This window comes from Kitasatospora sp. NPDC004669 (assembly GCF_040609455.1).
In the GTDB taxonomy this organism is placed as follows: Bacteria; Actinomycetota; Actinomycetes; order Streptomycetales; family Streptomycetaceae; genus Kitasatospora.
In genome coordinates this window covers 1-22,850 of record NZ_JBEXKB010000100.1, presented here as the reverse complement: position 1 = coordinate 22,850, position 22,850 = coordinate 1, and the positions used below count along the sequence as shown (strand labels likewise).

Below are 22,850 nucleotides of genomic sequence, written 5' to 3'. Positions count from 1 at the left end.
ACATTCCGAACCCGGAAGCTAAGCCTCACAGCGCCGATGGTACTGCAGGGGGGACCCTGTGGGAGAGTAGGACGCCGCCGAACAATTCTTCAGAAGAACCCCCATCCGGATTCCGGATGGGGGTTCTTTGCATTCGGCCGGACCCTCACCGGCGACACCCGGCGCCACCTCGCCTCCCGCATCCGCCAGGCCGGTGAACTCGTCGAGCGAATGAACGGCCACCTCGAACGGGTCCGCACCCCCAGCCCGTCCTCGCGGAATGGGTCGGCCACCTGCTGCCCGGCGGCCTCGTCGACGGTTCACCCGACCGGACCCGGGGCCTCCTGTCCGCCGCGCTGACCGTCCTTGCCGCACTCCCGGCCGACGGCGAGCCACTTCCGGTCCTCGCCGCGCGTCTCCTCGACGGCGACTCCCATGCCCTCGACGACGGGACACGGCTGTCCGCCCTCGTCCTCCGACGCTTCGGCCCCCACTGCCCGCCGCTCGTCTGCACCTCGGGCTGGCCCAACACCGCCGTGCTCCACCTGCTGTGGCACCTCGCCGACGACGGTGCCTCCCTGCGCTACCACGGTGACTTCGACGGCGAGGGCATCCGTATCGCGGCCCACGTCCTTGCCAGGACCGGAGCCGTCCCCTGGCGCATGGCAGCCGCGGACTACCGATCGGCCGTGGACCGGCTCCCCACGGGCCCGGGTCCCGGGCGCCTCACACCTGCACCGTGGGGCCCGGTCCTCACCGAAGCGATGGCCGAACTGCGGACGGCCGTCGTCGAGGAGGTGGTCGCCGACGTACTCCTGGACGACCTGGCAGAGGAGCTACGGTGACGCACTGTCAGACGCGCCCTGACGCCGACGCTTCGGCCTCGTCCACGTCGACTTCACGACGCAACGCCGAAGGGCGCCGGGCCGTCCGTGCCTTCGGGGCCCGGACGGCCGCCTGTGCTCAGGAGGCGAAGTCGAGGCGCACGAACGGGTCGTGGTGGATGCGATCGAGCGGCACCCCGGCGCGGTAGAGCGCCCTGGCGGCGCTGTAGATCATGGGCGCGGGGCCGCTGACGTAGGCGTCGTGGTCCAGCCAGGGTCCGGCTGACGTGAGTGCCTCGGGCAGGCCGGGGCCGGCGCCGGGGGTGCCCGTGTCGTAGACGGTGGACCGTACGGTGAGCCAGCGGTGGTGTTGCGAGAGCCGGCGGATGTCATCGAGTCCGTGCGGTTCGCTCGTGCCGCGTGCCCCGACGAAGACGTCCATCCGTCGTTGGACGCCGTCCAGGAGGGCCTGCTCGACCAGCGCGCGGATCGGCGCGAGCCCGGTGCCGCCGGCGACGCACACGATGTCGCGGGTGGAGGCCGGATCGAGGACCATGTCGCCGAGGGGACGGCCGAGCCGGAGCACGTCGCCGACCGTCGCGCGGTGCACCAGGGCGCCGCTGACCGGGCCGCCGGGAACGGCGCGGATGTGGAAGGTGATGGTCCCGTCCGGTCGGAGGGCGTTGGCGGGGGAGTAGTAGCGCCAGTTCTTCGGCCACCACGGGGTTGCCAGGCTGACGAACTGCCCGCCGGTGAACGGGTACGGCTGGTCGGTCCGGACGGTGACCTCGGCGAGGTCGGGGCCGTACCTGTGGTGGTCCACGATCGGGGCGTCCCAGACGGCCGGCCGCTCGGCGGCGTCGGCCTGGGCCGCCCCATCCATGGCCTGCGCGACCGCGGTGTAGGCGCGGGTCCAGGCCGCGGCGACATCCGCAGTCCAGGCGGGGCCGGCGAAGTGTTCCAGGGTGGCGAGCAGGCATTCGCCGACCGCCGTGTAGTGCCCGCTCAGGGTGCCGAACTTGCGGTGGTCGCGGCCCAGTTCGGCGCAGAAGCGGGCCAGGTACTCGGAATCGTCCACCAGGTCGACGATGAGCAGGAGGGCACGCAGCAGTTTGTCGTGCTGGATCTCCATGCGGGGCGGGAACAACTCGCGGACCTGGGGGTAGCGGTGGAACAGGGTCGCGTAGAAGTGGGCCGGGAGGTCCGCGGCATACGGCTCGACGGCGGCGCGGCTCGCCCGGAGCAGGGTGATGTCGTGTGCGGACAGCGGAGCGTCGGTGTCGGCCGAACGGGTGGCACGAGGATTCACGCGGTAACTCTCCAATTCCAGTTCTTCGCGCCGAGAACTGTCTGCGGTGGGCCAAAAAGCGCCTCATTCTGCACACACTGCAAATCGGGATTGCAAGCGGAGCCGAGTGAATGGTTTGTGAACAGGCTACTGGCGAGTGGTGGTCGCTGGCCAAGCTGGCTGTCGGGTGGGGGGAATGTGATCGAATTGCGAGGTTGCGAATATGCGCATGATCGACGGTATGCGTGGCTGCCCTTTTTCTTGGCTGACGGAACGACGGATCCCATTGCCGACCGAATGTCAGGCTGCGAGCCGGGCGACACCTCACCCCGGGCTGTAGTCGGTGAGTTGGGCGGGCTGCGGCAGGCCGGGTGTGGCCGGGGAGCGCGAGGCACCGGGCGTGCGGGGGTGTCGCCCGTCGCCCGGTGCCTCGTGTGCTCGTCGTTCGGATGTCAGTCCGTCAGTCCGTCAGTCCGTCGGTGCGCCGCGACCGCGACGGCGCAGGCGGAGGTAGAGGCCGGCCGCGCCACCGGCCAGCACGGCGGCGCCGACCGCCGGCAGCTGCCACGACATCGGGGACGGCTGACCGGCCGAGGCCGAGGCCGACGAGGTCGCCGGTGTCTGCGTCTCGGATCGCGCTTCGGGCAGGGCCTGGGGCGGTGTTCCGGCCGGTGACCCGGCCGCGGGTCCCGTGCCGTCGAACAGTCCGAACCCTCCGGCGAGCCCGCTGCGGTCGTAACCGGATCCGGGGAGCTTGTCCGCGTACCGGCCGGTCACCAGCTTCTGGTAGGCGGCCAGCGGGAGGCTCTGCTTGCCACCGAGGCCCGTGGTGGCCTCGGTGTTGAGCGGCTCGACGTCGCCGCTCGCGGTGAGCCGGTACCAGGCGTGGATCTGCGGCTCGGTGAAGGTGCGGGCGCCGGCGGTGGTGCGTTCGGCGAGCTTGAGCTCGTTGTCACCGTCCCGGATGCCGGCCAGCCGCCAGCCGCCGCCCTTGTCCGGCGGAGCGAGCAGTACGGCGGCCTGGTGACCGTCGGCCGCGCTCACCCGCGAGGCGAGGTAGGAGAGCCTGAGTGCGTTCTGCGGTGTCGGCTGGGCCTTGCCCGCTACGAAGTCCACCGACAGCTCGTACATCGGGACCGGGTCCTTGAGCTGGAACGACGGTGGCGCGGCGGCCGCGTTCGGGGTGTTCGGCCGACCGCCCGCACTGCCGCCGTCGGCTCCGGCACCGGTCCCGGGCGCGGGCACGGCCGCCGTCTTCGTGGCGCCGAGGAAGCGGGAGACGGTGTCGTGCGTCTGCCCGGAGCGCAGCACCTGCTGAGCGGCGCCGTAGTCGGGGACGTCGCTCCCGCCGTCGGCGCGGGCCGACGTGGTGGCTGCGCCGACGCTCACGAGTGCGGCGGCGGTGAGGGCGACCGCCTTCAGTGTCCTCATGGTTGGTTGTCTCCTCACGCGTGGATGCCGATCCGAGAGTGGGTCCACCGGAACGAGCCGTTGTCGACGTAGGTGTTGAAGTTCCACCAGGTGTACGTCTGCGTGCTGGGCCACGGATCGCCCACCGCGATCATGTTGCTGGTGCTGTCGTAGCCGTAGATGACGTTCATGTGCCCGCCGCCCGAGGTCCAGCCGATGCGCACCGCGAACGGCCGCCCGTTGGCTATCTCGTTGGTGACCTCGCTGAACGAGGCGTTGCGGTTCAGGTCGTGGCCGCTGTTGCGGAAGCCCATGGCGGACAGGCCGTTGGCCATGTCGTCGAGCGTGGCGGGCCGGTCGTTGCAGTCCAGCCAGCGGCCCTGCTGGGCGAGGCGGCAGAAGTCGTACTGGTTGTACTGGTTGTAGCCCCAGTAGGTGGCGACCGTCAGGCCGGAGGCGTCCCAGCACCACTGGTCCTGGACCTGCTTCTGCATGGTGATGTCGAGCGCAGTCCAGCTGGTGGGCCGGGTGGAGCTGCACAGCGGCAGGTTCCCGGTGTCCTCACTGATGAAGGCGTCGGCGATGTAGTAGGCGCCGGACCAGATCCAGCGGTTGTCGTTCTCGACGGTGTCCCCCGTGGTGCGGCAGATCATCGGGATGCGGTCGCCCGGCGCGGCCTGGCCGGAGGCCCGGGCCGAGAGTGAGGGGAGCACACGCTCGTTGACGGTGCTGAAGTTCCCCTGTCCCCCGATGACGGTTCCCTTGACCAGGCCCGCCTGGGCCACGGCGCCGATGCCCAGCGCGGCCGCGGCGGCCAGCACGGCGGCGATTGCCGTCACGGCCGCGCGACGCGATTTCCTGCGGTGTCTGTTCATGCGTCAGATCTCACTCCCCGTTAGGTGAAACCGAATGCGGGGGAGTCTGGCAGAGCCGCGTGAAAACCGGAACGGAGAAGTCCGGGTTACTTGGCGGCTACGCGCATAGACGGTGGGTGTCGAGCGTCAATGGGCAGCACCCTAAGGCCACTTGCCGATCGTCAGGCCCAGTGGTCTAGTCCACTGTTATCTCATCGTTATCTACTGTGGATGTATTTCAGGCTGTGAAATTTCACAGAGTGAGTGCAATGTTACTCACGATGACGGTTTCAGAAGGGGGGATTCGGGAGCCCGAAGAAGCGCTTATGCGGGTCTCACCGGGCCACTATGGGAGGGGACCTACGGGTCCACTGGCCGGCTCGAATGGAGTGCTCGTGATGGGCGTGCAGTGGCATCCGTCGCCGAAGCCCGGACCCGAGGCCGCCGAGGCGTCGGCCGGGCGAGGCCTTGAGGCGGTGGCGCAGCTCCTGCGGACGGCGGCGGACCGGCTCGACGCGCACAACGGGGGCGTCTACCTGCTGTCGGAGGACCGGCAGCTGCTCGAACTGGCCATGACGCTGGGGGCCGCCCGGCAGTTCAGCAGGCCGTGGCAGCACATCAGCGTTTCCTCGCCGGTCCCGGTGGCCGAAGCGGTGCGCAGCGGCCAGGTCGTGTGGGTGGGCGGCGCGGAGGACATGGCGCGCCGGTTCCCGAGGGTCGCAGTCGCCATGCCGTACGGGTTCTGCCTCGCGGCCGCGCCCCTCGTCACGCGGAGGCGGACCGTGTACGGGTGTGTCTTCGTCCTCTGGCCCGCCGCGCATCCCCCCGAGATGTCGCGGTGGGAACGCGACGGGCTCGACACGCTCGCCGTCCGCCTGGCCGAGGTACTGGCGGAGGCGGCGCGGGCGGGCCGTCCGATCCGCCCCGGCTCGCGCCCCGCGGCGGCGGACCACTGTTCCGCCGATCCCCTCGCCGCGATGGCGGCACGACTCCCGGAGGGGATCTGCGACATCGACCTGGACGGCCGGCTGGCCGCCGTCACACCGGCCGCCGCCGAGCTGCTCGGCGAGCCGGTCGAGCGACTGCTGGGCTCCCGGCCGTGGGCGGTCCTGCCGTGGCTGCGGGATCCGGTGTACGAGTACCACTGCCGGGCCGCGGTGATCAGCGGGCAGTCCACTTCGTTCGTCGCCCTGCGGCCGCCGGACCGGTGGCTGTCGTTCGAGCTGTTCCCGGACGCATCCGGACTCACCGCGCGGATCGTCACCGCCGATGCCGTCGGCCGCGGCCGGTCCACCGGGGCACCGGCCGAGCGGGCGATGCACACCCGGCCCGGAGCGCTGTACCACCTGCTCCACCTCGCCAGCGCGCTGACCGAGGCGATCAGCGTGCAGGACGTGGTGAGCATGATCTCCGAGCAGATCGTGCCGGCTTTCGGCGGTCAGGCCGTGGCGGTGCTGATTCCCGAAGGCGGCCGGCTGCGCATCGCGGGCCATCGCGGCTATCGACCCGGTCTGGTCGACCAGTTCGACAGCACCCCGCTGACCGAGCCCACGCCCGGTGTCCAGGCGTCCACCAACCCCGTGCCGGCGTTCTTCGAGACCCGTGCGGAGTTGGAGCGGCTCTACCCGAACCGCCACGAGACGCAGGACGGGATGGCCGCCTGGGCCTATCTGCCGCTGGTCACCTCGCGCAGGGTGATCGGGACCTGCGTGCTGGCGTTCGCCGAGCCGCACCACTTCGACGTGGAGGAACGCGCCGTCCTCACCTCCCTCGGCGGACTGATCGCCCAGGCCCTGGACCGTGCCCGGCTGTACGACACCAAGCTCGTCCTCGCCCACGGCCTCCAGGAAAGCCTGCTGCCCCGCGCGCTGCCCGCGGTCCCGGGCCTGGAGATCGGCGCCCGCTACCTGCCGTGCACCGAGGGCATGGACGTCGGAGGCGACTTCTACGACCTCATCCGCGTCGGGCCCGACAGCGTGGCGGTCGTGATCGGCGACGTCCAGGGCCACAACGTCAACGCCGCCGCGCTGATGGGCCAGATCCGCACCGCCGTCCGAGCCTTCGCCGCGGCCGATGCCGATCCGAGCACCGTCCTCTCCCGCACCAACCGCCTGCTGGCCGACCTGGACACGGCCTTGCTGGCCAGCTGCGCCTACCTCCGTGTCGACCTCGCCCGCCGCGAGGCCTGGCTGGCGGACGCCGGCCACCCGGTGCCCCTGTGGCACGGCCCGGACGGCCGGGCGGACGCGCTGGAGCCGCTCATCGGCACATTGCTGAACGTCGATCCCGCCGCCGAATACCCGCAGGTCCGCATCGACCTGCCGATCGGCACCACTCTGGTCCTGTACACCGACGGCCTCGTCGACACGCCCGGTGCGGACCTCGACCGGGCGCTGGTCGACCTCACCGCCACGCTGGCCCGCCACGGCGGCGAACCGCTCGACCGGTTGGCCGATGCGCTCGTCGACCAGGCCGGGCACGGAGAGTACCGCACCGACGACGTCGCGCTGCTGCTGATCCGGTCCGTCCCCCGGTGAGCGGGGACGGGCGGGGACCGCTTCGGGCCGACGGGCGTGGCGTGCGTGGCGTGCGTGAGTGCTCGGGCGAGGCCCCTCGTTGCCGCGCCCCACTCGTGCCCGGGGCGAGACCATGGGGGTATGGCGAAAGACACGGGCTCCTCTCCGCGGCCCCCGGGCCGATCGCGTGGCCGCCGTGGACGGCGGAAGCCACACCCGATCGCTCGGGAGCCGTCCGTGCGGCAACTGCGGTCGGTGATGAGCATCCACAGCGTCGCCGGTCAGATGTTCGTCCTGCAGGTGTTGGTCGTGCTGCTGCTCGTGGTGGCGGCGGTCGTCGCGCTGCTGATCCAGTCCCGCAGTGACCGGTTCGCGGCAGCGCGCGACCGCTCGCTCGCGGCGGCCGAGGCGTTCGCCCACGGCCCCGGCCTGGTGGCGACGATGGAGGGCCCCAACCCCAGCGCGGTGCTCCAGCCGTTGACCGAAGCGGCCCGCAAGGCCGCCCACGTCGACTTCATCGTGGTGACCGACCGCAACGGCATCCGCTACACCCACCCCGAGCCGGAGCAGATCGGCAAGAAGTTCGTCGGCACCATCGGGCCGTCGCTGGAGGGCCGGGTCACCGTCGAGCAGGTGCACGGCCCGCTCGGTGAGGAGTACCAGGTGGTGGTCCCGGTGGAGGACACCCAAGGTGCGGTCGTGGGCATCGTGTCGTCCGGGATGAAGGTCGCCAACGTGAGCAGCGCGATCAACCGTCAGCTGCCGGTCGTCCTGGGTGCCGGCGCCGTCGCGCTGGGCCTGGCCACGACCGGGACGGCGCTGGTGGGCAGGCGTCTCCTGCGGCAGACCCACGGCTTGGGGCCGGAGGAGATGACCCGGATGTACGAGCACCACGACGCGGTGCTGCACGCGGTGCGCGAGGGTGTGGCCATTGTCGGCGGCGACGGCCGGGTCCTGCTCGCCAACGACGAGGCGCGTCGGCTGCTCGACCTGCCCGCCGACGCGGAGGGACGCGCCGTCGCCGACCTCGGCCTCGCCCCCCGTACGACCGAACTGCTGATCTCCGGCCGCGTGGTCACCGACGAGGTGATCCACGTCGGCAATCGCCTGGTGGCCGTCAACAACCGCCCCACCGACAGTGGGGGAGGCCCGGCCGGCAGTGTCACCACCCTGCGCGACTCGACCGAGCTCCTCGCCCTCGCGGGGAAGGCCGAGGTCGCCCGCAGCCGGCTCAGGCTGCTGTACGACGCGAGCGTGACCATCGGAACCACCCTGGACGTCCGGCGCACCGCGGAGGAGCTCGCCCGGACGGCCTCCCGGGAATTCTGCGACTACGCCACCGTCGACCTCGCCGAGGAGGTCCTGCTCGGCGAGGAACCCCAGAGCCTGACGGCCGGGGCCCCGGTGGTACTGCGGCGGGTGGCGGTCACGGGCGTCCGGGACGATTCACCGCTGTACCCCCAGGGGGAGCTGGTCACGTGGGCCGGGAGCACCCCGCAGGCGGCGGGCTTCGTCAGCGGGCGTTCCTCGCTGGTCCCCGAGGTGGCGAGCGACGCCGGATGGCGCAGGCAGGACACCGAGCGCACGCAGGCGGTGATGGAGTTCGGCCTGGCATCGCTGATCGCCGTTCCGCTGTCGGCACGGGGTGTGCTGATGGGTGTCGCCTGCTTCTGGCGCAGCCGGGCAAGAGGTCCGTTCGAGGAGGACGACCTGTCCCTGGCCGAGGAACTGGCAGCCCGGGCCGCCGTGTCCATCGACAACGCCCGCCGCTACACGCGCGAGCACACGATGGCCGTCACCCTGCAGCACAGCCTGTTGCCGCGCGCGTTGCCCGAGCAGAGCGCCCTCGACATCGCCTACCGTTACCTGCCCGCCCAGGCGGGGGTCGGCGGCGACTGGTTCGACGTCATCCCGCTGCCGGGCACCCGTGTGGCGCTCGTCGTCGGCGACGTGGTCGGCCACGGCCTGCACGCGGCCGCGACCATGGGCCGCCTGCGCACCGCGGTCCAGAACTTCTCCACCCTCGACCTGCCGCCGGACGAGCTCCTCGGACACCTGGACGAACTGGTCGCCCACATCGACCAGGAGACGGCCGCGACCGAGGGGCAGCTCGCGATCACCGGTGCCACCTGCCTCTATGCCGTCTACGACCCCACCACCGCCGTCTGCGCCCTGGCCCGGGCGGGCCATCCGCCGCCCGCCATCGCCCACCCGGACGGCACGGTGGAGGTGCTCAGTCTCCCCGCGGGCCCGCCGCTCGGCCTGGGCGGGATGCCCTTCGAAGCCACGGAGGTGCGGCTGCCGCCGGGCAGCAGCCTGGTCCTGTACACCGACGGCCTCATCGAGGACCGCACCCGCGACATCGGCGTCGGCCTGGACGTCCTCACCGCCACCCTGGCCCACCCCGACCGAGCGCCCCAGGAGGTCTGCGATGCGGTGCTCGACGCCCTGTTGCCCGTCCGCCAGACCGACGACATCGCCCTCCTCGTCGCCCGTACGCGCGTGCTGGAGCCCGATCGGACCACCGAGTGGGAGGTGACCGCGACGCCCGCGGCCGTGGCCGAGGCCCGCGCCGAGGCCACCCGACAGCTCACCGAGTGGGGCCTGGACGAGGCCGGTTTCGTCACCGAACTGGTGCTCAGCGAGCTGGTGACCAATGCCATCCGCTACGCGACCGGACCGATCAAGGTGCGGCTGCTGTACGACCGCACACTGATCTGTGAGGTCTCCGACACCAGCAGCACCGCCCCACACCTGCGCTACGCGGCCGCCGAGGACGAGGGTGGCCGCGGGCTGTTCCTCGTCGCCCAGCTCGCCGAACGCTGGGGCGTCCGCTACACACCCGAGGGCAAGATCATCTGGGCCGAGCAGCACCTGTAGCCGAGTGCCCGGCCGAGGACGGTGCCGAGGCCCCCCGGGGCGGCACACGGTGGTCGGGCCGCGGGACGGGGCGGCGCCCGTCGGCGCGGCCCGGGGCCGGCGGGGCTTCGGACGCGAGGTTCCGGCCGGTCCGGCCGGACCGTATGCGCCGGTCACCGAACCGAACCGATGCGGCCCGGACCGAACCGGATCGGAGTCGACGGCCGGGATTCCGGACTGTGACGCAGGTCACGGCGGATGCAGAACCCGCGGGCCGCAGCGGGCGTCTGGCTGGTGTGAGATCACGCAGGAGAGCACTGGACGAGCTGGACGAGGAACGCCTCCTTCGGCTGGTGGCCAGAGGTGACCGAGGGGCGTTCGAGGAGCTGTACCGGCGTACATCGCCATGGCTGGCGGTGCGGCTGCGCCGCCGCTGCGCCGACGAGCAGATCGTCGCCGAAGTCCTGCAGGAGACCTACCTGGCGGTGTGGCGAGCGGCCGGCGCGTTCGCCGGGAGCGCGGTCGGCGGGACGGCCGTCGGGTGGCTGTGGACGATCGCGGCGCGCCGCCTGGTCGACGCGTTCCGGCGCCGTGCCCACCACGCCGAACCGCCGGTCGCCGCCGCCGAGCGGGCGGTGGTGCCCGCGGCGGAGGACGAGGCACTCGCCGGGACCGTCGGCGGCGACGTCGGCGACGCCCTGCGGCGACTGGCGCCGGAACTCCGAGAGGTGCTGCAGGCCACGGTGCTCGACGGACTCTCCGTCCGGGAGACCGCCGTCCTGCTCAGACTGCCCGAAGGCACGGTCAAGACCCGCGCCCGCCGGGCCCGGATCGCGATGCGGGAGGCGATGGCATGAGCAGGCGAAACGAGCGAAGCATCAAGGGGTGCGCGTCGAGGCGGTTGATCGACGACTACGCACGGGGTGACGCGACGATGGCCGCGGACACCGTATGGGCGTTGGAGGCCCATCTGGAGACGTGCGCGCCGTGCCGGAGCCACCTGGCGGCCTCCGTGGCCACCGAGGCGCCCGACGTCGTCGCGCTCCTCGACACCGTCCGGGCCGGTCTGGAACCGCAGCTGGACGCGGCCGTCAGGGCGCCCTCGCGGCGCCACCGGCCGAGGTGGGTCTCGGCCTGGCTGACGCCGGCCATGACCCCGTGGTTGGCCATGACCGTCGTCGTCACCCTGACGGCGTTGCTGCTGGGTGCGGTCGCGCCGCCGACGTTCTTCGGCGAGGCCTCTCCCGTGTTGCCGATCGCGCCCGTGCTGCCGCTGTGCGGTGTCGCCGCATCGTGGTCGCGCGGCCTGGACCCGGTGCACGAACTGACGGCCTCGACCGCCCGGGCCGGCCTGCCCCTGCTCCTCAGGCGCACCACGGCGGCCCTCGTGGTGGTCCTGCCCGGGCTCCTGCTGGGGGGATGGCTGACCGGAACCATGACGGCCGCGCAGTGGTTGCTGCCCTCCCTGGCCTTCACCTCCACCGCCCTGGCGCTGGGCAGCGTGGTCGGCGTGACCCGCGCCGCCGTCGGGCTGGTGGTCGCGTGGGGCGTCGTCGCCGTGGTACCCGCATGGGCCACCGGCCGCGTCCCCCTGGCGCTGCAGCTCGCCCTGCAGCCGGACCGGCTGCCCGTGTGGGGGCTGCTCCTCGCGCTCGGCATCGGTGCCGTGATCGTCCGCAGAAAGGCGTACTCAACGCTGTGAAACCATCGTCGACCCTTGAAAGGGACCACCGCATGACGAGCACGACGAGCGCGGCCGACACCGCGCCGAAGACCTACGCCTGGGAGATCCGGGCCAGCGGTCTGAGAGTACGCGTCGGACGGAAGAAGATGGCCGTCGACGGGCTCGACCTCTCCCTGGGCACCGGCGCCCACGGCCTCCTGGGGCCCAACGGAGCGGGAAAGACCACCCTGATCCGGACGCTGGCCACCGTGCTGCGCCCCACCGAGGGCGAACTGGAGATGCTCGGCACCTCCGTGGGCGGGATGGTCGACCACCGGGCCCTGCGTCGCCGGATCGGCTACCTGCCGCAGGATTTCGGCTACTACAAGCGCTTCACGGTGCGTGAGTTCGTCGAGTACATGGCCTGGTTGAAGGAGGTCCCGAAGGCGGACGTCCCCGGGGCCGTCCAGCGGGCCGTGGAACGGGTCGGCCTGGCGGACCGCGCCGACCACCGGATGAAGACCCTGTCCGGAGGCATGGTGCGGCGGGCCGGCATCGCCCAGGCCATCGTCAACGACCCCGCGGTGCTGCTGCTGGACGAGCCGACGGCCGGCCTGGACCCGGCGCAGCGACTGCGTTTCCGCGAGCTGCTGCAGGAACTGGGCCGCGACACCTGTGTGGTCGTCTCCACCCATCTGGTCGAGGATGTCGCGGCCGCCTGCTCGGACGTGGTGCTCTTCGCCGACGGCCGTCTCGTCTTCCAGGGCACGCCGGACGACCTGGCCGCGGCGGGCGGCACCGAGTACCCGGGCGACAGCCCCCTGGAGCGCGGCTACTCGGCGCTGCTGCGCACCTCCGGGCAGCGGGGAGGCACCTGGTGAGCCTGCGTGTCCTGCGTACCGAGCTGAAGCGCTCCGTCGCCCCGTGGCCCGGCGTCGTCGTCCTGGGCGGCAGCCTGGCGGTCTTCTGCCTGATCGACGGGATCTGGTGGAGGGGTAATGCGGGGTGGACGGCCCAGTGGACCTCCATGGCCATGTGGACCCGTTATCTGCTGGCCGTCTGGTGGCCGCTCGTGGTGGGCATGGGAGCGGTGTACGGGCTGCGCGAGTCCCGCTCGCGGATGGCCGAACTGCTGACGACCACGCCGCTGCCGGCCTGGCGCCGTGCGGCGGTGCCCGCCGGTGCGATGGCGCTCGTTCTGGCGGGGGGCTTCGGTCTCCTCGTCCTCGTGGGCGGAGTCCAGGTGGCCCTCGGTGCCACCACCTACACGTCCCTCGGCTGGCTGCCGATCTCGCTGGTGGCGGTGCTGGCACTGGTCGCGGGGGCCGTGTTCGGCATGGGCGTCGCGCGGGCCCTGCCCTCCGTGTTCACCCCGCCGGCCCTGGTGATGCTCCTCCTCTTGCTGACGGGCTTCCTCCTGAACAAGAGCAGTGACGGGGCACTGCCGTCGAGCATCGCGCCGAACCGGCTCGCCCAGCTGTCCCCGGGGATCGCGGAGCCGCGGGAGATGCTGCTGACCCTGTCCGGCTCCGTGCACCTCGGCCAGACGATCTGGCTGCTCGGCCTGCTCGGCACCGGCTTCGCCCTGCTGTCGGCCGTGACCGGCCGGGCCCGGCTGCTCGCGGTGGTCCCCGTCCTGGCCGGTGCGGCCCTGGCCCTGCTGGTCCTGCCGGGCGATCCGCGCGACACCTACGTCGTCGACAAGGCCGCCGCCGCCCTGGTCTGCGACGGACCGGTGTGTGTGACGCAGGCGAACCGCTCGCACCTGCCCGAGCTCGCGCTGCGCGGCAAGGAGGCGCTGAGCGTGCTGCACGACGTCCTCGGTGACAAAGCGCCGAACTCGGTGCGGGAGGACACCGAGCTGCGCGCGCTCGGCGACGAACGCGGGATCTCCGGCGACGTGGTGCTGGTCGACTTCGACGAACGGCTGCTCGCCGATGTGACGGGTGAGGAACTGACCCGCGTGCTGATCGCCCAGGGCCTGGCACCGAACTGCCACCCGTACAACGACCGGGAGGGCGGAGGACACGTGGACATCGTCCTCCAGAGCATCGCCGTGAGCTGGGCCCTCCATGACCCCCGGCTCCGGCCGCTGGAGGACAAGGGCACCGACCCGTACGTGGTCAAGACCTGGGCGGACGCCGACGTCGCCTGGCAGAAGCTGATGGCGCTGTCACCGGCCGAACAGCGCTCGCGGATCGCCGAGGTGCGCGCCGCCGCCCTCTCCTGCACGGGGCACAACCGGCTTCCGGTGCTGATGGGGGAGGCGGCGCGATGAGGTGGCTGACCTTGTACGCGCGTTCACGGCAGGTGCCTGCCTCGGCCGGCGCGGTCGCGCTCGTCGCGCTGGCGCTGTGGGCCCTCGCCGGCCCGGGCCCGGTGGACCTGGGGATGGCGGTCCTGGTCCTCACCGCGAACGTGGCGGCCGCTTCCGTCGGGCTCGGTGGGTGGGATGTCGTGCTGGAGCGGACGGCCGCGATCCGGTGGGCACCGCGCCGGGCGGCGCACGTGCTGCTGATCGGCGCGTTCGCCGGTGCGGCGCTGCTGACGGTCCAGGCGGCGGGAGTGGGGCTCGCCCCCACCGAGGTCGTCGTCCGGGACAGCGCGGGCCTGATCGGCCTGGCGGCGCTCGGGGCGGCGCTGTGCGGGGCGCAGTTCGCATGGACCCTGCCGGCCGGCTGGCTCGCGATCACCCTTCTCGTCCCGACTCCGCGTGGCACCGCGGGACAGGTGGTCAAGTGGATGATCTTTCCCTCCGGCACGGCGGCGTCCACCGGGACGGCGGTGGCCCTGCTGGTGACCGGCACCGTGCTGTACGCCCTGGCGGGACCGAGACGGTAACGGGCCGCCCCAGGCCGCGGTCGCGGCCTCGCGGTGCGGTGGTCGACTCACGGGCATCGTGACTGGTCAATGCGTAGGCGCCCTTTCTGGGAGAGCATGGCCTCCATGGACAGCGAGACGTACCTACGCACCCGCCGTGCCCTGCATGCGGTGGCCGAGCTGGTCCTGGCCGGGCCGCAGTACCGGGCCTGCGGCACGATCCGGCTGCGCGCCTGCCCGGGCGGCTTCGCCACCAGTGTCGAGCCGCGGCTGCGGGTGATCGGCGCGGAGCTGGTCGCGCCCGGGCAGGTGTTGTCGCTCGAATGGACTACCTGCGCCGCGCTCGGTGCGGCCCTGGGGCTCACGGTCGGTGCTCCCGCCGGGTTGTACCGGGACGGGCCGGGTGTCGCCGCCGACGACGTGGTCGAGGCGGACCCGTCCGCCGCCCGTCGGCTCGCGCAGTGCTTCGCGCTCGGTGAGGCCGCGCTGTGCGGGTTGTTCCCCAGGGCGGAGCCGGTCATCTGGCCGGAGCACTTCGACCTCGGGGTGACCGTCGACGGAGTGAACTACGGCGTCTCACCGGGCGACGCGTTCCACCTGGAGCCGTACGCGTACGTCGGCCCGCACACCCCGCGGCAGGGCGGGTTCTGGAACGCGCCGTTCGGTGCCGCCAGGACGATCCGTGAACTGGGCGGCGCCATCGGCGTCATGGCCTTCCTGGAGGAGGGCCGCCGGCTGGCCGTCGACGCCTGAGGAGCCGCGTGGGCCGACCGAAAGCCCGCAACGTCGCCGGGCTCTCTCACTGGCGGTTGGGCGGGGGCTCGCGGAACCCGTTCCTCGGCGCGCACGGCGATCGGGCGCCCCCGTGCTTGTGACGATTCGGTGCGTATACGGTTCTCATGGTGTCTTCAGTGCGGGAACAGCGCAAAGCTACTGCTGTACCGACGGAACGTCAGCGGCGCGCCGGGGCAGACTTCGCCGTCCAGGGGAGACGGGCCGGCTGCCCGCCGGGGCCTGTCGGGGTTCCCCGGGAGGGCAGGTCGTTCGCATCGGTGCGGTTCGAGCGATTTGTCGGTAGGTGCCCGAACGGGTCACGGTATCCATCGGGCGTTGACATGGTCACGGGGCTTGGCAGGGGAGATGGGGAAGGGGGGATCGCGGAGATGGGCGGGTCGATTCCGGCGGAAGGGACCCGTTGACATGGTCGGGGCGCCGGGTGCACCTTTCCGGTCCGGTTGCCCGGGAAGGGAAGGGGAGTCACCCTGCGCGCCGGTTCAGTTCCCCTGCCTGATGTCGCTCAGCGTTCCGCTGATGTTGACGAGTTCGTGGCACGTCGACGCCTGCTTGCCCGAGGCCGGGGTGCCCGGTGACTCGCAGGTCACGTTCGCCGTCACTGCCTGGTCCTCGGAGACCTGGATGGGAGTCACCCAGTGGTAGTCCTGGTTGCGGAAGGTCTCCAAGGCGATGGTGGTGATCGTCTGCTTGCCGGCCGTGATGGTCAACAGCCCTTGGTCGCCCTGGAAGTTGGCCACCACGATGTCGGTGATGTCGAAGACCTTGCCGTGCGTCACCTGATAACTGCCCGCCGACGAGGCGCTGTTCGCGGTCTGCACGTCGATCGTGGCGGAGCTCTGCTGGCCGGTTCCCGGCACCGCCAAGCCCGGACCGGGGCCGCGGTTGCCGGTACCGGCACTCGGTTGCCCGGTGCCCGGCTTGCCCTGGCCGCCGGGGTTCCCGCCGGAGGGAGCCGTCGGCGCACCGTCGGCGGGTGCGGCGGAGGTCGGGGCCGGAGTGGCGTTCTGCTGGGCGACGGCCTTCTCGGCGGCCTGCTTCGCCGAGCTGCGCACCGCCGGGCGGACCAGGGCGAACCAGGCCAGCAACAGGGCGAGCAGCGCCGCCAGAAGGGCGAGAAGCCACTTGGGGAAGATCGGAAGTTGGATGAACTCGCCGTCGAGGACCGGGTTCTGAATCGCCGGCAGAGAGTCAGGGGCAGTCGGGGCGGTCTCGGTCCTGCCGTCGGGGTCCTTCCCGTCCGCGCCGCTTCCGTTCGTCGGCTTGCCGTCCGAGCCCTTGCCGTCCGTGCCCTTCTCCGGGCCCACCGTGACCTCGAACGGCCAGGACGCCTGTTTGCCGAACCAGATCAGCTTGCGGGCGCGCGCCTGCAGCCGCAGCTCGCCGGACTCGCCGGGTTCGAGGCGCAGCCGCTCCGGGGTGGCCCGGAACCGCAGGTCCTCGCCGGCCTGTCCGGGAGTGGGGGCCACGGTGGTGGGGGCGTTGCCCAGGTTGCGCACCGACGTCCGGTAGCGCCCGCGCAGCCAGCCGCGACGACGGCGGGGTGCGAGCGCGGCCTGCAGCTCGTGGAACGGCGTCACGGTGACCGTGGTCTCCGGAACCGTCACCAGCTCGGGGCGCTCGGTCGGCAACACCCGGATACCGAGCGGGAATTCACCGGCCCGAGCGGTGGACGAACGCGGCGGGGCCAGGCGCACCGTCACCGTCTCGGACGTCCCCGGGAAGAGGGAGACCCGGGCCGGTTCGACCGTCGTCCACGCGGCGCAGTCGCCGACCACCTCCAGCGAGTACGCCTCAACGACGTCGAGGTCGTTGCGTACCGTCAGGGTCGTGGTGGCCACGCCACCGGGCGCCACCGTCAGTGCGGGCAGGCCGAGTTCGGCGGATGTGGTCATGGCGTGACGGTAGGGCCGCCGGACCGTCCGCGGAGAGGGCCGTGCGGGCAAGCCGTGGGCACACCCCTTGCCCGTGCGGACAGACCGACCCTGCCCGGCGGCGTCGCGCCCGCCCGGTGCCGTCGCGACGAACCGCGAGATCCGGGCGCCCGCCCCATCCAGGCCAACGACCGGCTCCGCCCCGCGGCGGCCGGCCGTCACCACCGCAGGTCCACTGCAGAATGGAGTGTTCGATGACGTCGACCGACACAGCCCGTGAGGAGGCCGTCACCACCCGGCGGAGCCCGATGACACCGCGGTCCGGCGGCACCCCACTGTCCGGGGCGCGCGTCCCCGTCCAGGGCCGCGGCAAGCCGGCCCAGATACCCGTGGCGGTGTACGCCGAGGACCTCATCCTGCAGACCGGCGTCGTCCAACAGCTGCGCCAGCGGCCCGAGGTGGAGCTGCTGAGCGAGGGCGAGGCGGGGCGGGCGGAGGTCTCCCTGCTGGTGGTCGACGCCCTGACCGAGGCGGTGGCCGAGCACCTGCGCCGGCTGCGGCTCGCCACCTCGGGCCGGATCGGCCTGGTGGTGGGCCACTTCGAGGCCAGCGGACTGCAGACCATCGTCGAGTGCGGGGTCGCCGCCGTGCTGCGCCGCTCGGAGGCGGACCAGGACCGGCTGGTGCACCTGATCACCGCCCTGGCCAACGGCGAGGGCGTGATGCCCGGCGACCTGCTGGGTGAGCTGCTCGACCGGATCGGGATGCTCCAACGCACCATGCTCGACGGGCGGGGGCTGACGTTGTCGACCCTGACGGCCCGGGAGGCGGACATGCTGCGGCTGGTCGCCGAGGGCTTCGACACGAGTGAGATAGCCGCCAAGACCTCGTACTCGGAACGCACCGTCAAGAACGTGCTGCACGAGATCATCACGCGGCTGGGGCTGCGCAACCGGGCGCACGCGGTGGGGTACGCCATGCGGCGTGGCCTGATCTGAGGATCGCGGGCGGTCGACGGGCAGCGACGACCGCCGAAGACCGTGGACGACCGGCCGCGGCCATGACGGCCTGCCCTTTGGGGACACAGGTCGTTACCCCCGGCTCGGGCACCCGGGCTCTGTTCCCGGGTGCCCGAGCCGATGAGACTGCCGGGGAGACCACCCCTGCCACGGCCGATGAGACCGCGGGGGAGACCGCCCCTGCCACCCTGTGAGGTCGAGCGTGATCGGCGCCACCGGCACTCCCCGCTCCATCCGGCGGCCGGCCCGTTCCACCGTCGCGATCCTGCTCGCGCTGACGGCCGCCGTGCTGACCCTGGGTTCCGCCGCGCCCGAAGGGCAGAGCCGCCCCACGGCTCAGACCGCAGCCGACGACCCGGCCGGCGGGCGGGTCGTCTTCGCCGGCACCAACCACCGCGGCCTCGGCCGGGTGACCGGCGCGGCGTCCAGCACCCCGCTGTTCGGGCCGGGACCGGTCCACTTCGACCAGGACCCGTCGGCCCGCGGCAACGAGCTGGTGTTCACCAGTCTGCGGGACGCCACCCTGCCCCAGGTCTACCTGCGCGACGCGGCCGGCGCGGTGCACAAACTCACCACCGGCATGGACACCGCCCACCCCGCGCTGGCCCCGGACGGCAAGGGCGTCGTCTTCGAGGCGGTGGAGCCCACCGGGCCCGGTGGCAGGCCCCAACACGCCCTGTGGGTGGTCGGCCGGGACGGCAGCGGCCTGCGCCGGCTGACCGACGGCTCGGCCGACGAGACCCATCCGACGGTCTCGCCCGACGGCCGGTGGGTCGCGTACGCCTGCACCGGCGACCCGGCGCACACCCAGATCTACCTGCGGCCCTTCACCGGCGGTGCGCCGGTCAAGGTCACCGACGTGACCACCGGCAACGCCGTCGACCCGACCTGGAACCCGCTGAACGACGACCAGCACCGCAACCAGATCGTCTACACCTGGGACAAGGGCGACCAGGGCCGGACCCTGATGCTCACCTCGCCCACCGGCGGCGACAAGGCGTTCTTCCCCGGTACCGGTTCCACCTGGCGGACGGGCTCCGCCTCCTGGCTGGCCGACGGCAGCGGAGTGCTCTTCCTGCGCACTGACCGACCCAACCCCCCGCTCCCGGTCGATCCGGGGGTGGTGAACCTCTACCGCGCGCCGACCTGTGACTGCACCGATCCCCAACTGCTCTACAGCACCAACCGGTTGATCGCGACGCCGACCTGGCTGGGCACCCAGACCGAGGGCGGTCCCGTGGTGGAGCAGACCAGCGCCTCCGCCGCCAACGTGGCCGACCTCCAGGACGTCCTCCCCGACGGTGCCGACCCGCGCGACCTGGGGATCAGCGTGCTCAAGGAGGACCCGGCCGCCGACCTCAACACCAACCCCGACCCGGCGGCCGACCCGCTCTTCCACCCCGGCCCCGGCTACGACCCGTGGTACGAGCGACAGGCCTACACGCCCGACGGCCGACAGATCGTGGTGACCCGCTACGAGGACTCGCCGGCCGGGCGGATCCAACGGATCTGGCTGACCGACGCCGACGGCTCCGACCCGCGCCCGATGAACCTGGCCGGGCGCGGCCCGCTCGACCGCGACACCGACCCCTCCTTCTCACCGGACGGCAAGCTGATCGTGTTCAGCCGCAGTTCGCCGGGCAGCGGCAAGGAGCCCGCGCGCCCCGGGCGGATCATGATCGCCCAGGCGTCCACCGGGGCGATCGTCGGCACCGTCCAGCCGCCGCCCGGCCAGCCCGGTGCTTCCGACGGCGAGCCCTTCTGGTCCCCCGACGGCAAGCTGATCGCCTTCTCCCGGACCGCGGTGATCAACGGCAACGCCGGCAACATGCACATCTGGACCGTGCCCACCGACGACCTCGCCCGGCAGACCGACCTGAGCCGGGCCATCTGCCCGGGCACCTGCAACGTCATCGACGACAGCCCGGTGTTCTCGCCCGACGGCCGGCGCATCGCCTTCAACCGCAAGGCCGGTGACGGCGGGAACAACCGACAGGACGGGGTGCTGGTCACCTCGCCCACCGGCGGCGACTGCACGGTGGTCCTGCCCACCGGGCTGGAGCACGACAAGGGCGCCTGCACCCGGCCGCTGCCCGACACCTCCGACGTCGGCCCGTTCCAGCCCCGCGACGTGGCCTGGACGGCGAACGGCGCGCAGCTGGTGCTCACCTCCCGCCGGGCCCTGCCGCCGAACTCGCCGGAGGGGCTGGCCGTCTACGACTTCGCGGCCCGCACGCTCACCCCGCTCGACCGGCGGCTGCCGGGACGCCAGAAGGAACCGGCCGTCCAGCAGTCCGTCCACCTGGCGCTGAGCGCGCCCGCCCGGACCCCCGCCGTCCCCGTCGACGGCGGCACCGATGTGACGATCACCGTCACCAACAAGGGCCCCGCGCCCTCGCCCGGCACCGTCCTCACGGCCTCGGTGCCGTCCGGCGCCCGGCTCGGCGGGCTGACCACACCGGTCGGACGGTGCGACGCGGGGGCGTTGCGCTGCGAGCTCGGCACCCTGGAACCGGGGGCGGAGGTCCGGGTGACCGCCCGTCTGATCGGCACCCGCAGCGGCCCGCAGACCTTCGGCTGGAGCGTCACCGGGACGGTGGTCGACCCGAACCCCGGGGACGACTCCGCCGAGACGATCCTGCCGGTGCTGGACCTGCCGACCCCCTCACCGACACCGACCCCGACATCCACGCCGACGCCGACACCGTCCGCCTCGCCGACCCCCGCACCGACCCGGACGACCACCCCGACACCCCCCGCCTCGCCCACCCCCGCACCGCCCCCGGCACCGGCACCCGCCCCCGCGCCGACGCCGCTGGCCGGCCCGGACGTGGCGGTCGACGCCCAGCCCGACCCCGGCTACGTCGGCGGCCACGTGACCGTCAGCTACACCGTGCGCAACGGCGGACAGGCCCTCGCCACGGGGCTGCGCCTGTCGCTCGGCCTGCCCGCAGGAGTGCCCACCGAGGCGCTGCCCCCCGGCTGCCGGGGCGGCACCTGCGAGCTGGCCGACCTGTCCCCGGGCGGCAGCCAGGTGGTGCGGGTGGTGCTGTCACCCGAGGCGGCGCTGGACACCACCGTCACCGCGGAGCTGACCACCACCGGCACCGACGCCCGCCCGGGACCGCACCGGGCGAGTACCCCGCTGCGCATCCTGCAGCCCCGCATCGTCGCCGTGCCGCCGATCGGCAAGCCCGGCTTCGTGACCTCCGTCCGCGGCGTGGACTTCCCGCCCGGCGTGCCGGTCCGCTTCACCTGGCAGCCCGGCATCACCGCCGCGGCGGCGCCCACCTACCCGCGGGCCGACGGCACCTTCGCGGGCCAGCTGCTCATCCTCCCCAAGGACGAGACGGGCCCGCGGACCATCACCGCCGACGGCCCCGGATTCTCCCCGGTGACCACTCCCTTCCTCGTGGTCGAGGGCAGCATCGGCCCGCCGGGGGAGGTGGAGCGACGGTGATCCACGAGGTCGACGAGGCGCTGCGGCTGCTGCTCGCCGAGGCCGGTCTGCCCGAGCGGGGGGTCAAGGTGGTCTTCGACGCCCCCACCCGGGACCTGGCGGCCCGGCGCACCGCGCCGACGGTCAGCGTCTTCCTCTACGGGATCCGCGAGGAGACGGCCCGTCGGCAGTCCGGCGCCGTCGCGGAGTACGACGCGGACGGCATGGTGGTCGGCCACCGCGCCGCGCCCCGCTGGTTCGAGCTGGCCTACCTGGTCACCGTCTGGACCAATCGGCCGCAGGACGAACACCGGCTGCTGGCCGAGGTGTTGCAGTGCCTGACCGCCGTGGACGCGTTGCCCGCCCGGGTGCTCACCGGAACGCTCGCCGGGCTCGGACTGACCGTCGGGCTGGACATCGCGGGGCGCGACACCGGCCTGCCGTCGGTGTCCGACGTCTGGTCCGCGCTCGGCGGGGAGCTGCGGCCCTCGATCGACCTCAGGGTGCTCGCCCCGCTGGCCGCCTCCCTCAGCCCGGCGGGACCGCCGGTCACCGAGGGACTGGTGGTGCGCGTCGAGGACACCACCCGGGAGAGCACGGAAGCCACCGACGGCCCGGGCCGCCGACTGCGCTACCACGGCGGCGCGGACCCCGGACCGGACGGCTTCGCCCCGCCCCGGGACCGCGTGCTCCCGCCGGGCCGCCGGCCCCGGGGCAGGGCGCGATGAGCCTGGACCTCGGGCCCGCCGTGGCCGCACCACCGACCGCCCCGGACCCCCTCTGGGAGCGGCTGCACCGGGTCGAGCAACGGGTCCGGACGGCCGTGCGCGAGCGCCGGGCCGACGACCCCGACCCGGACGACCCCTACCGCGGCCAGTACCTCGGCCCGGAGGCGGTGGAGCGGATCCTGGCGGCCTCCGCCGCGACGGGCCGCGGCGGCCCTGACCGCACTGGCGGCGCTGACGCGCCCGCGCCGCCGCCCGGCTCGCGGCTCGCCCGGCTCAGCGCCGACTTCGGGCTGCTCCCGGTGGACCTCGACCTCCTGCTGGTGGCCCTCGCCCCCGACCTCGACAGCCGCTTCGAACAGCTCTACGGCTACCTCAACGACGACCTGACCCGGCGCCGGGCGACCGTCGGGCTGGCCCTCGAACTGTGCGGACAGCCGGGAGCCGGCGCCGGCCGCTTCCGCTTCTCCGCGCGGGCCCCGCTGATCGCCGGCGGCCTGCTGGAGGTCTCCGAGCCGGAGCGCCCGCTGCTCTCCCGCACCTTGCGCGTGCCGGACCGGGTGACGGCCCATCTGCTCGGCGACGACGAACCGGACGACGCGCTCGTCGGGCTGGCCCGCCGGGCCGCCCCGGGTACGGGCGTGACCGTGGAGCCCGTCGAGCGGCTGCGCGCGGCCGCGGCGGACGGCGGACTGGTACACCTGCTGCATCGACCGCGGGCCCGGCACCTTCGACCTGATCAGCTGCGTGGACGCGGGGGACATCGACCTCACCCCGTTCAACATGCA

The 22,850-nt window shown here is 72.8% G+C and carries 16 protein-coding genes, 1 rRNA gene and 1 pseudogene; 14 read left to right on the top strand and 4 right to left on the bottom strand.

Annotated features, from left to right (window positions below; genetic code table 11):
- A 5S ribosomal RNA gene (rrf, locus tag ABZW30_RS42305) occupies positions 1 to 83 on the top strand; the annotation flags it as partial.
- 189 nt (positions 84 to 272) lie between these two features.
- Positions 273 to 824, top strand: a complete 552-nt coding sequence (locus ABZW30_RS42300; RefSeq protein ID WP_355676641.1) for a DUF2399 domain-containing protein — start codon at positions 273 to 275, stop codon at positions 822 to 824.
- Positions 825 to 942: 118 nt separating this feature from the next.
- Here the strand turns inward: ABZW30_RS42300 and ABZW30_RS42295 are convergent, their stop codons facing one another.
- From ABZW30_RS42295 to ABZW30_RS42285, 3 genes are all read right to left on the bottom strand, one after another.
- Entirely contained in the window at positions 943 to 2,112 is a 1,170-nt protein-coding gene (locus ABZW30_RS42295) for a globin domain-containing protein (RefSeq protein WP_355676638.1), read from the bottom strand.
- 447 nt (positions 2,113 to 2,559) lie between these two features.
- Entirely contained in the window at positions 2,560 to 3,522 is a 963-nt protein-coding gene (locus ABZW30_RS42290; protein ID WP_355676637.1) for a hypothetical protein, read from the bottom strand.
- Between the two features lie 14 nt (positions 3,523 to 3,536).
- Entirely contained in the window at positions 3,537 to 4,340 is an 804-nt protein-coding gene (locus ABZW30_RS42285; RefSeq protein WP_355676636.1) for a papain-like cysteine protease family protein, read from the bottom strand.
- Between the two features lie 413 nt (positions 4,341 to 4,753).
- Here ABZW30_RS42285 and ABZW30_RS42280 point away from each other — a divergent pair, with 413 nt between their 5' ends.
- The 8 genes from ABZW30_RS42280 (at position 4,754) to ABZW30_RS42245 (ending at position 14,966) form a co-directional block, all read left to right on the top strand.
- Complete coding sequence (locus tag ABZW30_RS42280; RefSeq protein WP_355676635.1) at positions 4,754 to 6,892, top strand: SpoIIE family protein phosphatase; 2,139 nt, start codon at positions 4,754 to 4,756, stop codon at positions 6,890 to 6,892.
- Positions 6,893 to 7,156: 264 nt separating this feature from the next.
- On the top strand, positions 7,157 to 9,751 hold the full coding sequence (locus ABZW30_RS42275) for a SpoIIE family protein phosphatase (protein ID WP_355676640.1): 2,595 nt from the start codon (positions 7,157 to 7,159) through the stop codon (positions 9,749 to 9,751).
- 275 nt (positions 9,752 to 10,026) lie between these two features.
- Positions 10,027 to 10,587 (top strand): RNA polymerase sigma factor, encoded by a 561-nt coding sequence (locus tag ABZW30_RS42270; RefSeq protein WP_355676634.1) that lies wholly within the window; start codon positions 10,027 to 10,029, stop codon positions 10,585 to 10,587.
- A 77-nt stretch (positions 10,588 to 10,664) separates the two neighbouring features.
- Complete coding sequence (locus ABZW30_RS42265) at positions 10,665 to 11,432, top strand: zf-HC2 domain-containing protein (RefSeq protein WP_355676633.1); 768 nt, start codon at positions 10,665 to 10,667, stop codon at positions 11,430 to 11,432.
- 32 nt (positions 11,433 to 11,464) lie between these two features.
- Positions 11,465 to 12,274 (top strand): ABC transporter ATP-binding protein, encoded by an 810-nt coding sequence (locus ABZW30_RS42260; protein ID WP_355676632.1) that lies wholly within the window; start codon positions 11,465 to 11,467, stop codon positions 12,272 to 12,274.
- Entirely contained in the window at positions 12,271 to 13,671 is a 1,401-nt protein-coding gene (locus ABZW30_RS42255; RefSeq protein ID WP_355676631.1) for a hypothetical protein, read from the top strand. Before ABZW30_RS42260 ends, ABZW30_RS42255 begins: the two co-directional genes overlap by 4 nt.
- Positions 13,668 to 14,234, top strand: a complete 567-nt coding sequence (locus ABZW30_RS42250; RefSeq protein ID WP_355676630.1) for a hypothetical protein — start codon at positions 13,668 to 13,670, stop codon at positions 14,232 to 14,234. The genes ABZW30_RS42255 and ABZW30_RS42250 overlap by 4 nt, the downstream gene beginning before the upstream one ends.
- 105 nt (positions 14,235 to 14,339) lie before the next feature.
- Positions 14,340 to 14,966, top strand: a complete 627-nt coding sequence (locus tag ABZW30_RS42245; RefSeq protein ID WP_355676629.1) for a hypothetical protein — start codon at positions 14,340 to 14,342, stop codon at positions 14,964 to 14,966.
- Between the two features lie 521 nt (positions 14,967 to 15,487).
- Here the strand turns inward: ABZW30_RS42245 and ABZW30_RS42240 are convergent.
- Complete coding sequence (locus tag ABZW30_RS42240; protein ID WP_355676628.1) at positions 15,488 to 16,900, bottom strand: hydrolytic protein; 1,413 nt, start codon at positions 16,898 to 16,900, stop codon at positions 15,488 to 15,490.
- Between the two features lie 233 nt (positions 16,901 to 17,133).
- Here ABZW30_RS42240 and ABZW30_RS42235 point away from each other — a divergent pair, with 233 nt between their 5' ends.
- The 4 genes and pseudogenes from ABZW30_RS42235 to ABZW30_RS42220 all read left to right on the top strand — a co-directional run.
- Positions 17,134 to 17,877, top strand: coding sequence for a LuxR C-terminal-related transcriptional regulator (locus ABZW30_RS42235; RefSeq protein WP_355676627.1), 744 nt, complete (start codon positions 17,134 to 17,136; stop codon positions 17,875 to 17,877).
- Between the two features lie 226 nt (positions 17,878 to 18,103).
- The gene (locus ABZW30_RS42230) at positions 18,104 to 21,358 is read left to right on the top strand and encodes a hypothetical protein (RefSeq protein WP_355676639.1); all 3,255 of its coding nucleotides are present in this window, start codon (positions 18,104 to 18,106) and stop codon (positions 21,356 to 21,358) included.
- Positions 21,355 to 22,065, top strand: a complete 711-nt coding sequence (locus tag ABZW30_RS42225) for a DUF4255 domain-containing protein (protein ID WP_355676626.1) — start codon at positions 21,355 to 21,357, stop codon at positions 22,063 to 22,065. Before ABZW30_RS42230 ends, ABZW30_RS42225 begins: the two co-directional genes overlap by 4 nt.
- Positions 22,062 to 22,850, top strand: a pseudogene (locus ABZW30_RS42220) (hypothetical protein); the annotation flags it as partial. The gene ABZW30_RS42225 and the pseudogene ABZW30_RS42220, both read left to right, overlap by 4 nt.